Below are 13900 nucleotides of genomic sequence, written 5' to 3' on the forward strand. Positions count from 1 at the left end.
GTTGGCGGGCGGAATACCGACCTAAAACACTCAATGGACTCACCGTCGCGTGCCGCTTCAGGCGGGCGGCTGGGTGAGTTGTTTGACGCGAACTTCCATGCGTAATAGCTCCACGGGATCGCCGAACTGGGTGTAAACAGCTACATCGGCCGCGTCCCGGCCGTAGGCGATGGCTACGCGGCCCCCGCGCAAGTTGTCCTGCGTGGGGTCGAAGGTATACCACCTGCCGCCGACGTATGCCTCGAACCAAGCGTGAAGATCCATCGGCTGCAGCGTTGCCAGATAGCCGACCACCATCCGGGCCGGGATTGCCAGCGCACGACATAGTGCGATGCCCAAGTGGGCCATATCGCGACAGACGGCTTGCGAGTGTTCATTCACTTCGCAGGCGCTAATGATCTGTTGCCCTGCTCCCGGCGCGTATTGGATCGTCGTACGAATGTAATCGACGATGGCTTGGCACTGATCGTACCCGGCCCAATGCCCCGCTACGATCGATGACGCCATTTCAGCGAAGCGATCGGACTCACAATATCGACTGGGCAACAAGAAAGGCAATGTCGAGTCCGGTAAGTCTTGTACTTCGACAAATGAAGCCCCCGGAGCGGCATCGGACTCCTCAGCCGATTCGATATCGGCGGTCGTGCGAATTGAAAAGGGACCAGATGGACCCACCAACCGTTGGCACAGGTTCCCAAACGGGTCGGTGAATTCGACTGCCGGCACGCTGGGGGAAAGCAGATACTCTTCGCGGGCAATCCACTGCTGCGTACCGCTCCGCGGTCGGAGCATCAACAAAAATGGCGTCGCCACCGGAAAGTCGAATTCGAGCAAACAAGAAGCGCGCAACCACATGATTTGATCTTCGTTATAAAGCAGGGGCAACGGAGGGCAGGACGCAGGATTGTAGGGAGCAATGCGCTCACTCGACAAGCCCCTCTCTCGAAGCACCGCTGCTTAAAAAACGTGCACGGAATCGTCAGGCAATTTCTCCGGCTGTTATTAACACGACGTCTTTGCCTACAAACTCCAGCTCGGCATTCCACTGCGTTGCTAGCCAAACAAAGGTCGCCCGGGAAAAGAAACTGACGTGGGTCAGGTCGTCTTTGTAGTGCCAGCCGGCGAACGCGGCTTGGTCGAGCGACAGTTTCGTCATGATCCCCAATAGCCCACACGGCTTCACACAGCTCCAGATTCGCGCTAAACCGTCTGCCGGCCGGCAGAAGTGTTCGACGACTTCGCTGGCGGTGACAAAATCGTATTGCTTTGCCAGCGGAGCGGTGTCAGCGGCGTAATGGGGATCATAAATCGCCATCGTATGCCCCGCCTCCTCGAACATTACCGACAACGTTGGCCCTGGCCCCGACCCAAAATCCAGCCCGCTGCTCGCCTCGGCGACTCGACCATGAACTGGTTCAAAAACGCGGCTAAGAAACCGCCGATAACCCTCGTCCTCCGGCGAGTTTTGATGCAAATCATACTCCGCCTTCTCCGCTGAGCGCGAGAGATGGTAAAGGGGCGGGACGAAGATCAACTCACAATTCTCGCACCGCAGATATTCGCGAAACTGGTCGGTATGCCAGGGCACAATGCCTGCTGCAGCACACAGGGGGCACCTTGTCTGTTTCACAAATTGCGAATTGGTGTCGGTGGGAGGATTGGGCATACGGCTTGGATCATCGTTGTTTCGGCGGCGGATGCAATGGGTGGGAAGATTCAATCAAGACCAAGCATCAGACAACATCCGATGTTAAATTTAAACAATGGGTGGAATCGTTCGATTCCACAATCGGCACGAATCCAAGTTCTCGATAGAAACTGTCCCCTTGCTCCGTATTGGTCCGCAGACGAAGCATGCGAAAACGGTGTTGTGAAATGTTGATCAACTCTAAAAGTAATGCGCGTCCCATACCACGTCGGCGAAATTGTCGAGACACATAAACGTGCCGCACCCGGCCAATGCATGTATCCAATGCATAGGGATCGACGTTGAGCCCACCCACTCCAACCGGAACACCGTCGTTCCAAATGAGGAATAGCACCTCACCCCGTTGATCAAAAGAATTCTCTCCAGATTCCCAATCGCGCATGAGCCGCGATAGAAATTCAAACCCTTCGTCTAATGCTTCTTCGACGAGGGGTAAAATGGGCGGGCATTCGGCTCCCATATATTGCTTGATGTGAAACACTTGCCTTTCTCCATAAGCCCCTCCAACCGCCCATCAAGGCTTCGCCGGTTTCACCGGGGGGCGGTGGGGGGCGATTTGGGCTTTGAAGTCTCCCAGGCTGTGCCACAGCAGCGGTTGATTGAGATCGACTTCGGCGACAGCGATGCTGCCCCATTCCTTGCCTTGTGCTAGCAGCTTGCCGTCTTGACCGTAGACGGCTGAGATCATCCAGTTGGCGGCGACGTCGGTGTAGGTGCTGCTGATCACATAGACATGGTTTTCGCAGGCGCGGGCGGCGCCCAACATCGGGTTGCAGCCCCACACCGGCCAGGCGATCACCTCCGCCCCGCGATTGCTCAACTCGCGGGCGACTTCCGGGAAAAATCCGTCGTAGCAGACCATCATGCCCACTTTTCCAAAGCGCGTGTCGAAGACTGGATAGTCGTCGCCCGGCGTGATCCCGCCTTCGATCTCACCGCGGGGCAACGTCACCTTGCGGTATTTGCCAACCACTTTGCCATCGGGACCAATCAACACAGCGACGTTGTAGACAAGATGCTTGTCACGTTCCATCAGCCCCGCCACAATGTACAGATCATGTTGCTTGGCCAGTTTTCCAAAGTATCTGGTCGACGGGCCGGGAATCGGTTCCGCACTGTCGGCATAGGTGCCGCCGGTCCCATAGAAGGTCAACGTTTCGGGCAAAACAACCAGATCGACGTCCTGCTGGGCCGCCTTTTCAATCAACGGCTGAAACAGTTGGCACTTCTCCGCACTGGTCGTGCCCTCTCTGGGCTGGTAGTGCACGGTTGCCAGTCGCACCTTGCGCGGTTTTGGCGCTGTTGTTGGTGTGAGTTGCACGTCGGTCCATTCCACACGGCCTTGCGGCGCCCAGCGGTAGGACAACTCGATCACCGCTTGCGTCGCTTCACTCGGAGCGCGGTACACGGCTGAGACGGTCGTCCAACCATTTTCGTCGGTGCCGCGACGTGGTGGGTATTCCGGTTCGGCACGGGGACGCGATCCAGGATTGTAGGAGGCGGTCGAAATGGAATCGTGCTTGACCGGGCGGCCTTGTGAATTTTGCCACAATACGCGTGCGACAATCGCTCGCCGCGGATTCTCGATGCCGTCGACCTGAAACCGTGCAGAAAACTCATAGTATTTGCCGCCGGTGACGTCCCGCGAGGTTTCCCACCAGCCGAACAAACCTTTGCGCTCATCCGCAGTGATCACAAAACTGCCCTTACCGCTTAGTCCTCCTTCAGGCAGGTAGGAAAACGCGGGGCGAATCTCCTCACGCAGCGATTTCGCCGCCCACCCGTCGGGGATTGCATCGTCCGCTGCCGTAAGAGGACTGGTGATCAGTAACAACGCTCCGAGCAATCCAACGGCTGTTTTGCAATGCATCGTCGTTTTCCTGTAAAAAGTTCAGGCGAGGTATTCAGCGCGAGCGCGGCTGGCAGTTTCGTATTTCTTGAGGATAGCCGAATCTTGCCGGACGTTCCATGACGGTTTCGGTTTTCGACAATCCAAAGATTTCCGCCGCGGAGAAGTATTTCTAGCGCGCGTGATGTTACAATAATCGCCAGCACCGCTCTGAGCTCGCGCGGTCTGCTTCAACATCGACTCCTCACAAATCCTTCTGTTGGAATTTGACCTATGCTTCGTTGTCTTCTGTGCGTCGCCGCTTGCGTCTCATTTATCACCGTCAATGTTGTGGAGGCCGAAGAACCGGTTGATATCGGTTCGCGCCGCGAGCCGTTGGTGGATCGCGCGTTGATTGATTCGCTGGATGGGAAAGCACAACTCAAACTGCATCACCCCCAGCCACGCGAAATCGCCATCACCTTCGACCAAGTCTGGGAAGGCAATGCCAGCGGCTATCCGACCGTCTTTCAGGATGGCGACATCTACCGCATGTATTATCGCGGTCATAAATACTTGATCGACAAACCGCCGCTACGGCAGGCGCAATCCGAGGCGGTCTGCTATGCCGAAAGCGATGACGGTATCCATTGGACGAAACCGAATCTCGGGATTCATAAATGGCCGGGAGTCGACGACGACAATAACATCATCTGGATGGGCACTCCCGAAGCGCACAATTTCGCTCCGTTCAAAGACACCAATCCCAACTGCCCGCCCGAGCAGCGCTACAAGGCCATCGGCGGTACCGTCACCAGCAAAGGGCTGTGGACGTTTCAATCGGCCGACGGGATTCATTGGGAGCGGCTCAGCGACGGCCCGGTCGTGACCAAGGGGGCGTTTGATTCGCACAACACCGCCTTTTGGGATCCAATCCACAACCGCTACACGATGTATGTCCGCTTTTTCAGTGAAGCAAAATTCAAAGGGTTGCGGCTGATCGGTATGTGTCATTCCAAAGACTTTGCAAACTGGAGCGAACCGGTTGGGTTGGAGTACCCCGGTTCGCCGCCGCAGCAGATGTATACGAATCAAATCCTGCCCTATTATCGCGCGCCGCACATCCTCGTCGGCTTCCCCACCCGCTACGTCGCGCGGCCGCTCACTGAGCATGTGCAACAGCTCCCGCCGTTGGAACTGCGCAAGCAACTGATCAAGGTCTACGAACGTTGCGGAACGGATCTCACCGACGGGTTGTTCATGTCCAGCCGCGATGGTTTGGATTTCAAACGCTGGGACGAAGCGTTCCTCCGCCCCGGCCCCGAAGCAGAGGGGCGTTGGATCTATGGCGACAACTATCAAAGCTACGGGCTATTCGAAACGAAATCTGAGCACCCGGGACTTCCGCACGAAATCTCGATGCATTTCGACGAAGGAGCCTGGCGCAACGAATCTCGCCGCATCCGCCGTTATACCATTCGCCTCGACGGCTTCGTCTCGCTGAACGCTCCGTACGCGGGCGGAGAAATGACGACCAAGCCGCTGACTTTCACCGGCTCACAACTGATACTGAATTACGCCACCTCCGCCGCCGGAAGTTTAAAAGTTGAAATCCAAGAGGCCGACGGCACGCCGATACCCGGTTTTACCCTGGATGAGTCGGCGGAACTTTTCGGCGACTCAACGGAACAGGTTGCGAGTTGGAAGAACGGTGCGGACCTCAGTTCCCTCGCCGGCAAGCCAGTGCGACTGCATGTAGAACTCAAGGACGGGGATCTGTACTCGTTTCAATTCACAGACGGCGAACAACCGTGATTGTGGGAGATCGCTACGGACTTGGGTGTTCGACGTTTCGCAACGAAGGATCATTACGCCAACTTCAACACATCTTCGAAACGATTCAGTGCTTCGTCGATCACCTCGTCCGTATCGGCCAGCGACGTATACAGTCGGCTCCCGGCCAGCGTGATCAAGCCGTGCGCGCAGTACGCCGCGCCGAATTCCTCCATCGACCGTTTGCGCGCCTCGGCTTCCTGGACCAGCTTCATCAATTTGAATGGATTCCGGGCGTCCATCAGCATCACACCGGATGTCTGCAAGTGCACGATGGATCCTTGGTTGTAGGCAACGTACGGCAGGCCCAAACGGTCGATGATTTCCGTCAAACCCGCGCACAGTCGATCCCCGGCGCGGCCCGCGTGCTGCGCGGCTTGAGTTTTTTCCATCTCGAGGATCGAATAATAACCGGCAACACACGACAGCGGATTGGCCGAGAGTGTTCCGCCGACCAGTACCTTCTTTTGACTACCGCCCAGACCGCCGGCGAGATTCATCATGATGTCGCGCGGTCCGCCCACGCCCCCTGACATGGGATATCCACCGGTCAGACATTTGCCAAACACGGTCAGATCGGGCCGCACGTCGAAGTAACCTTGCGCGCCCGCAAGCCCCGTGCGAAACCCGGTGACCACCTCGTCAAAGATCAACAACACCCCGAATTCGTCACACAACGCCCGCAGCTCGCCGTTGAATTCCGCTGTGACCGGTCGCGTGCCGCTCTCGGGGCCAAACGGCTCGACAATCACCGCAGCTGTTCCGCCTCGCAATCGATTGAGTTGCAGACGTCTGCGCAGCGCATGGAGATCGTGCGGAAAACTCTCCTGAATCCGCGCCGTCGACGACCGCGGAATGCCGGCCGCATCCATTCGCCCCGTGCCCGGGACGCGAATTCCATAAACCATTTGGTCCGACCAACCGTGGTATCCGCCCCCCATTTTGATAATCCACTTCCGCCCGGTATGCGCACGCGCCAGACGAATAGCAGCCATCACCGCTTCCGTCCCCGAACCGAGCATGCGAAACATCTCGACCGACGGAACGTGTCGGCAAACCAACTCAGCCAGTTTGACTTCATATTCGTGCAACAGGCCGGTCACCGGACCGCATTCCTCCAGCACAGCCTGGACACGTTCGCGAACCGGCCGATAATTCGCCCCCAGCAGCGTCGCTCCACCCGCCTGCAAAAAATCGATGTAACGATTGCCGTCCACGTCCCTCATGTGTGCCCCGTCGGCGGCACCGATGGCCAAGGGGTGCGGATAGTTGAACGCCAAGTTGTGTTGCACGCCACCGGGGATGACATGCTCGGCCGCTGTGGACACCAATTTCGATTGCCGGCAGTGCGAGTCGAAATATGACAACACCTGCGGCATATTCTCCGCGCGAATCGGACGTATCGGTTGCTTGAGCAGTGCGTCCAGCCGCGCCAGCACATCCGCAGTATCGCACCAACGGGAGATCGAAAACTCCGACACAAACTTATCAGTCGCGGGTGCCACAGTCGTCATGCGAAATTCTCCCCACGGACATTCGCCCAAAGTACCGCACAGCGGCAGTCCCAGTACATGTCCTTAAAAACATCTCCCGCCGATTAAATTTTAACGACTTTTAGAAAACGTCGCCATCGGATTTGACTTGGCCAAACTGTGAGTCTCAATGGCACGATCGCGCACCGCAAGGCGAACTCCATGGCGGCTCTGCTTCAAATCGCTGATCGCTCTTGCGGATATTGTCCGCTAACCTCTGCCGCATGCATCCACAAACGCCCCGCGTTTGCTACAATGCCCCCTTCCATTCGGTCAACGACCATAATCAAAACAATCAGATAAACATTCGCAGGAAACTAAACGGAATGACTTACGACGTATACGGCGTGGGAAACGCCTTGTTGGATATTCAAGCTCGGGTCTCTGATGAAACCTTGCTCAAGCTGGACTACGCCAAGGGAATCATGACCCTCGTCGATGATGCCACGCAGGCCGATGTGTTGGGAGAACTGGACGGGCATCCCGTCAATCGCTGTGCGGGCGGCTCGGCGGCCAACACGATAATCGGTGTCGCCGACCTGGGTGGCACCGCCGCCTATGCCGGCAAAGTGGGCGCCGATGCGTTGGGGGAATATTGCCTGGCTGACATGCGAAAAATGGGCGTCGCCATCGAAGTTCCCCCCGCCGACGGCCAAACCGGCACCTGCGTGATTCTGATTACCGAAGACGCGCAGCGGACCATGCTCACCAGTCTGGGCGTTTCGTCAACTCTAGGTCCGGATGACATCGACGAAGCTGAGATACGTAAAGCGAATTACGTTTACGTCGAAGGGTATCTGTTCACTGGGGAATCGACGCGAGCGGCGGCCATGAAGACGATTGAATTGGCCAAAGCCAACGACGTAAAAGTAGCCTTTACGGTGTCCGATCCATTTTTGATCAACTTGTTCAAAGACGACTTCTGGAAACTGATCGAAGGGCCGGTCGACTTGTTGTTCTGCAATCTTGAGGAAGCCCGCAGTTTGACCGGCAAACAGGATGCGATCGACTGTGCCCAGGAGATTCACCGGCATGCGGAGAACGTCGCCCTCACGTTGGGCGGAGACGGTTCGCTCTTAATGCACGACGGAAAGGCGATCCCCATCGAAGGAGTCGAGGTGGATGCGATCGACACCACCGGAGCGGGCGACATGTACGCCGCCGGATTGTTGTACGGCATCAACAACGGCATGACCTGGAAACAGGCCGGCCATTTGGCCTCGCACGCCGCCGGACGCATCGTCTCGCAACTCGGCGCTCGTCTGGAACGACGGTTCACCAAAGAAGAAATTGCCCAATTCATGTCGTAGTGTGAAATAAAAGCCACGGATGAACAGAGATGAAACACGGATAAAGAAAATATCCTATGTCCAGGAAGTTAACTTCCCAAACCGACGGCTTGACGTCGTGCGCGACATGGCAGACAACAACATGGCGCTTCCCTAAAAGAGCTCCGCACATTTTTGTATTCTACTCAATCGATGATCGACGCTCGTAAATCATTAAGGAGTCACTCCCCATGTTCATCAACCTTCGACACCCTTACGCCGTGATTGTGGCCGCTTGCATTGTGATGACGTTCATGCCGGGTGCCGCCGGCGCGGATGAGGCTGCGAAGACAGAGAAAACCAAACTTCTGCTGTCAGCCCGCGAGGTCGAAGAACTGGTTGATGCAGCTGATCAATCGGCGGTCATTCTGCTGGATATCCAAGAACGTGACGCTTTTTCCAAGGCGCATCTTCCCGGCGCTCGATGGATTGACGTAGCGAGTTGGAAAGCGGCCGCTATGGCTAATAGTGGCGACGGACTGACGAATCAGCAGCGTTGGAGCGAGCTGGGAAGTGAGTTGGGATTGGCACGCGACGGGCGAATCGTCGTCTATGGCGGCGCGCTTCCCAATGCCGCGCGGGTGTGGTGGCTGCTCAAATATCTGGGTTGTCAGCACGTGAGTTTGATGGATGGGGGCATCGATGTCTGGCGCAAACAGAAACTCCCCATTACGGACGAGCCTGCCGAATTCAAAACCACCAAATTTCAGCCAGCGTTTCAAAAGCAACGCCTCGCCCGCATCGATCACGTCAAACAGGCGGTCCAGGATGGTAGCCTGTTTGTCTTTGACACCCGCAGCAAATCCGAATTTGCGGCCGGACGTGTACCCGGTGCGGCGCATTTGGAATGGGTCCGCTTGCTGACCGACGATGGGACCTTTAAGTCTGCAGCTGAATTGCGACGAATGTTTCAGGCGCTGAATCTGGGCCCCCAGCACACGGCTGTGACTTATTGTCGCAGCGGCGGTCGGGCTTCGGTCGAGGCCTTTGCGTTGGAGTTGGCGGGCTACAAAAACGTACAGAACTACTTTTGTAGTTGGCAGGAGTACAGCAGCGATGAGGATGCTCCGGTGGAGAAGTGAGCACCGTCGGCTCTCCGCCGCGAGCTACTCTGCCTCACTCCTACCAAGCCTGGGTAATTCGTCGAGACGTGCGCCGGCTTGGCTGCCGGTGGCGGTTCCGCTGGATGCGCGGTTGGTGATCGTGGGATGCAGTCGCACGTTGTTGGGAGTCAGCGTAGCGGCCGACATGTCGCGCCAGCTTTTCTGTTGCCGCTCTTCCCAGTAAATGCGTTCGTTGTAGGCATCGACCTCATTGACAGTTCGCCATTTCTGCCAGTCTTCAAAATCCAATGTGTCCAGACCCTCATCGGTCGAGTTGGATTCGATTTGCCAAAAATCGGTGAAATCATCATAGAAGTTGTACTTGCCGGTCCATTGAATTAAATCACGAAAATCGTTCACCGGAGCGCGACCTGACATTTCGACCAGTGGGCAAATTTCAAAACTGCTAATGATGTTGTTTGTGGCGGTGACTTGCACGGGAATCAACTTGTGCGGCACCGTGTCACTGGACATGACCACCAAGCTGTTACTCAACAGTACCGTGCAGTGTTTGAGCGTGAAATCGACATACTCATCATCATCTTGTTCATACATTCCGCCCAAAACACGCACGACGGTTCCGTTTGGCCAAAACGCCAACAGAGTATTCTCGATGGTGAACTGCGATCCCGTCTGTTGATGGACCGTTAAAAAATCGCAACCGCCGCGAAACACACATCGAGAAATCATCACCTGCAACGGCTTCAATGTACCGTTGTCCGGCAAGGGCATATCGCTGAAATTGGTTCGGGAGGAGAGATCGAAAACCGCAATTTGGCGATGTCGATCACGGTTTTCCACCGTCACTGTGACTCCCTCCATCTGCACCGACTCGGGCTGCTCTAACGAAAAGATCGCCCAGCGATCCGACGGGAATCCTTCAGTGATCGACAATAACAAATTGACATTGGCCATCTCCAAGGCGCCGCCTACGACGTTGATGAAATGATTTCGGTAACCCGCGAGCGGACTCTGCGACGGGGCCAATTCTAGCGTCGGTCGAAAACCGATCCCCGCGCGAATCGTGATGCGTTTGCCTTCAATCCGGATCGGCGTCCGTTCTCGGCGAATGCCGTTATACCGCAACTCAATTTTGCCGCCATCCACCGCATCGGTACAGGCCGCTTCTAAGGAGCGATACTCACGGTTCTCAGCGCCATCGATTCCCAATACGATGAAGGGACGGTCTGCGATGGGCTCGGCGGGCATCTTTCGCACCCGAGGTTGCTGCGACTTATTCCCAATTTCATCCGGGATAGGCTGTGCAACCGGTTCGGCCGTCTCGAGCTGCAGCGGCGGTAACAAGGCCGTCACATAGCTACCGCTGCCTTCGGGGCCCAGACGAAATTGTTCATTTTCCGCCGGGCCGATGACAAAACTGTTGAGCAAATCTTGGTCGGTGCTCGTCGCTGGGGGAAACTTAGGATGGGTTGTACTGTTCTCCGCGACAACCGCAGGCCCCTTCTCGCCGATGGGACGCGGTTTTTCTTCTTCCGTTCCGTTACTGTCCGGGGGAGTCGCCCCCGTGTCGATGGTTTGGCTTTTCACAACATCGGTATTAGGTTGTAAATCATTCGGCATATCGGGGCTTTCGGTACCGGCGGCCTTCGCATCAGTTCCGTTGTCCGCTTGATCGGTCGTGGGATCGGCATTGGGGGCGATTCCAGGACCATCCGCAACCCGACCTGGCAGAAAACTGGCGACTGTCACCAGGATGATCAAAGCGGCGAATGTCGACATCCAGGGTAGATGACGTTCCCAAAATGGTGCCGACAAAGGTCGGGAGGACATCCAGACCAACCCTTCGGGATTCAGACTGCGTAGGCCCATTGCCCCGGCGACCAGCATCAAATCCCGCAATAATTCGTCCGCCGTCTGATACCGCCGCTTGGGGTCGCTGGCCATCATTTTGCGGACGACTGCCGCCAAATCATCGGAGACGTACGGATTTTTAGCGGCCGGATCGGGCGCATCTTTGCCTTGGTGGTCCAGTAATTTTTGGAGCATCGTCCCGCCGGGATACGGCGCTTGGCCGGTGAGCATGTGGTACAAGGTGCACCCCAGCGAATAAATGTCGCTGCGAACATCGACCGCGCGCGGATCCTTGGCTTGCTCCGGCGAAATATAATCGAACGTGCCCAAAGTCGTGCCGGCGACTGTCAGATCGGCACTGGCCTCACGGTTTTCATTGCGGGCCAGCCCCATATCGACCAATTTTGCCCGGCCTTTGGGGGTAATAATAATATTCGATGGTTTGATATCACGGTGCACCACCCCCCGTTCCGAAGTGTGCACCAATGCCGAGGCGACCTGTAGCGTGTAGTTCAACGCGTCGTCGACCGGCAACCGCCCTTGTTTAGAAATCATCTCGGCAATGTTGATGCCGGTGACGAATTCAAAAGCGATGAAGTGCAGCCCCTTGTCTTCGCCTACGTAATACGCACGGGCAATATTGTCGTGATCGAGTTGTGCAGCCGCTTGTGCTTCGTTTTGAAATCGGCGGACGGCCGCTGGGTTGAGAGTTTGACGCGGAGGCATCACCTTCAGCGCGACGCTGCGACCCATACGGATGTCCCGCGCGCGAAACACCGCCCCCATCCCTCCGGAGCGAATTCTCTCTTCAATAACAAAATGGTCCAGTTCCACACCAATCGGACTGGCATCAACCGATCCGTTTTCATTGGTTGCGGGAAACAGATGATGCCACGCTGAGGGATCGGTGACCGGAGGCGAAACAGAGGCCTGGACAGGCGGTGCATAATCGGGCCGTCCTTCGGGATTGACAACCGTTTCCGGTCCACTGACCGGCGGCCCCCCGCTCGCGTCTGCGAACGAACTGCTCGGAGTCGATTCGCCCCGCGAATCAGGTTGGTCAATCGGTAGGTTCATGAACTTTAAGTTCGAAGAAAATTTATAGTTTGACGGAAGCTTTTAAAATCCGCTTCCAAGCAACTCGCTGTCAGACCGCAGCATCGCTGCAATGCTTCGTGGTCAATCCGGGCGTGAGAGAAGTCGCACGTCGCACACATTCCAACAGCCGAATCGCCAGATGTAACCCCTTAGACAGCGGGCCCACGCCGTCGAATTCGACGTTCACACTAAGGTTTTCAAAAGGAAGGACTATTGCAAAGCCGCGGTGGTCATCTTGTCGTTGTCGATGCTGCTTGGGGCAAGTAGTTTATGACCCAAGTTCACGCGCGACATCGATGTCAATGGCCTTGAGGCAGTCGTCAAGCAGGCGGCTTTGTTCGTGCGTGAAGTCGTCGCTGGAGATGACATTTGCCGCATAGTTTCTCACTCGCAAATTGGTCACGTCCTCCTGTTGTCCCAGTGCATCAGGATTGGGACGTACCAGACGTTCCAAGTCGTTCACTTTGGGGAGAAATCCCCGTTCGATATGATCCATGATGGCCCGCGTTGTCTGGTCAGCTTGTTTAAACTTATCGACAAGTGTCAAATGTTCGATCGGTCGATTTGCCACGCGATCACTCCAGATTATTTGAGGGCCTATGTTGTCTATCTCATTAGACACGTTTCCGACATTCCAGGTCAAGATGTGTCTGTAAAGTTGCGATTTGAATGCAGAAAAGTCCCTAGTTTTTATGCTGAAAATAAGGGTCAGTCCGCCGATTGCGACCAGCACCTTGCCTACCGGTCGATCGTTTTGAAGTGGCTGGACTCTTCCATCTTCCTCGCTCCAATTTGCATTGTGGAATCCGACAGCCTAAAACGGATCTTTAAAAATCACGGCAGATGTGCGGCAAGCAGTGCCGGGCAGGACAACTCAAAGTGCAAACGGCACTGGGTAATTTATGAAAATTCTTGTCGTTTCCGACATTCACGCCAATTGGCCCGCACTCCAGGCGATTGAAGAATCATTCGACGCCTGTCTTTTTTTGGGAGATTTGGTCGACTATGGCACGGACCCGCTCCCATGCATCGACTGGGTGCAAAAAAATGCGACGCTCGCCGTGCGCGGGAATCATGACCACGCCGTGGCGCAGCGCGTCGCCGTGCGCGGCGGATCACCGTTTCGGAGACTGACAGCTGCCACACGTCAGGCCCAATACAACGCGATCACCCCCGATAAAATGCGGTATCTTTCCCGTCTGCCGGTGACTGCGTCGCAAACAATCGACGGACTCAAGTTTCATCTAGTACACGCGACTCCGCGTGATCCACTGGACGAATACCTGTACGAAGATCCCGAAGGCTGGTCCGCCCGCCTGAAGCACGTCGATGCCGACTTTGTCTGCGTCGGCCACACGCATCAGCAGTTTCACCTCAAACTGGATGGAGTGGAAATCCTCAACCCCGGCAGCGTCGGTCAACCCCGCGACGGTGACCCCCGCGCCGCCTATGCGGTGATCGAGAATGGAAAAGTCGAATTACGACGCGTGGCATACGATATCGATGCCAGCTTAGAACAGATGCGTAGCGCAGGGGTGGAGAGTTGGGTGCTACAGATGGCCGAAGCCGTGTTACGCACCGGCGGACGATCGCGCGGCGAACATCCCGAGTAATCCGCTTCCTCGGCGAAATCACAGTCGAAGCAGTTGCCCGGAGAA

General features: G+C 56.2%; 11 protein-coding genes. 4 read left to right on the forward strand and 7 right to left on the reverse strand.

All coding sequences use genetic code 11. The features are described 5' to 3' along the window. Positions 1–57: 57 nt before the first annotated feature. From CA54_RS27315 to CA54_RS27330, 4 genes are all read right to left on the reverse strand, one after another. Positions 58–855 (reverse strand): transglutaminase domain-containing protein, encoded by a 798-nt coding sequence (locus CA54_RS27315; RefSeq protein WP_146374141.1) that lies wholly within the window; start codon positions 853–855, stop codon positions 58–60. Between the two features lie 124 nt (positions 856–979). Beyond that, positions 980–1666: a class I SAM-dependent methyltransferase gene (locus tag CA54_RS27320; protein ID WP_146374142.1), complete on the reverse strand. Its 687-nt coding sequence runs from the start codon at positions 1664–1666 to the stop codon at positions 980–982. A 67-nt stretch (positions 1667–1733) separates the two neighbouring features. Then, entirely contained in the window at positions 1734–2189 is a 456-nt protein-coding gene (locus CA54_RS27325) for a GNAT family N-acetyltransferase (RefSeq protein ID WP_146374143.1), read from the reverse strand. 33 nt (positions 2190–2222) lie between these two features. Beyond that, positions 2223–3578, reverse strand: a complete 1356-nt coding sequence (locus CA54_RS27330; RefSeq protein ID WP_146374144.1) for a carbon-nitrogen hydrolase family protein — start codon at positions 3576–3578, stop codon at positions 2223–2225. 252 nt (positions 3579–3830) lie between these two features. On the opposite strand from CA54_RS27330, the gene CA54_RS27335 reads away from it, so the two are divergent. Beyond that, complete coding sequence (locus CA54_RS27335; RefSeq protein ID WP_146374145.1) at positions 3831–5351, forward strand: hypothetical protein; 1521 nt, start codon at positions 3831–3833, stop codon at positions 5349–5351. A gap of 53 nt (positions 5352–5404) precedes the next feature. Here CA54_RS27335 and CA54_RS27340 read toward each other — a convergent pair whose 3' ends face one another. Next, positions 5405–6883 carry an aspartate aminotransferase family protein gene (locus CA54_RS27340; protein ID WP_146374146.1) on the reverse strand — a complete coding sequence of 493 codons (1479 nt, stop codon included), beginning with the start codon at positions 6881–6883 and terminating at the stop codon, positions 5405–5407. A gap of 344 nt (positions 6884–7227) precedes the next feature. Between CA54_RS27340 and CA54_RS27345 the strand changes: the two genes are divergently transcribed. Together CA54_RS27345 and CA54_RS27350 are read left to right on the forward strand one after the other, a co-directional pair. Further along, positions 7228–8211, forward strand: coding sequence for an adenosine kinase (locus CA54_RS27345; protein ID WP_146374147.1), 984 nt, complete (start codon positions 7228–7230; stop codon positions 8209–8211). Positions 8212–8420: 209 nt separating this feature from the next. Then, positions 8421–9311: a sulfurtransferase gene (locus CA54_RS27350; protein WP_146374148.1), complete on the forward strand. Its 891-nt coding sequence runs from the start codon at positions 8421–8423 to the stop codon at positions 9309–9311. Between the two features lie 24 nt (positions 9312–9335). On the opposite strand, the gene CA54_RS27355 is transcribed toward CA54_RS27350, so the two are convergent. Further along, positions 9336–12221 (reverse strand): serine/threonine protein kinase, encoded by a 2886-nt coding sequence (locus tag CA54_RS27355; RefSeq protein WP_146374149.1) that lies wholly within the window; start codon positions 12219–12221, stop codon positions 9336–9338. A 289-nt stretch (positions 12222–12510) separates the two neighbouring features. Next, positions 12511–12813: a hypothetical protein gene (locus tag CA54_RS27360; RefSeq protein ID WP_146374150.1), complete on the reverse strand. Its 303-nt coding sequence runs from the start codon at positions 12811–12813 to the stop codon at positions 12511–12513. 331 nt (positions 12814–13144) lie between these two features. On the opposite strand from CA54_RS27360, the gene CA54_RS27365 reads away from it, so the two are divergent. Further along, positions 13145–13855 carry a metallophosphoesterase family protein gene (locus tag CA54_RS27365; protein ID WP_146374151.1) on the forward strand — a complete coding sequence of 237 codons (711 nt, stop codon included), beginning with the start codon at positions 13145–13147 and terminating at the stop codon, positions 13853–13855. The last annotated feature ends 45 nt before the right edge of the window (positions 13856–13900 follow it).

This window comes from Symmachiella macrocystis (genome assembly GCF_007860075.1).
Lineage (GTDB): Bacteria > Planctomycetota > Planctomycetia > Planctomycetales > Planctomycetaceae > Symmachiella > Symmachiella macrocystis.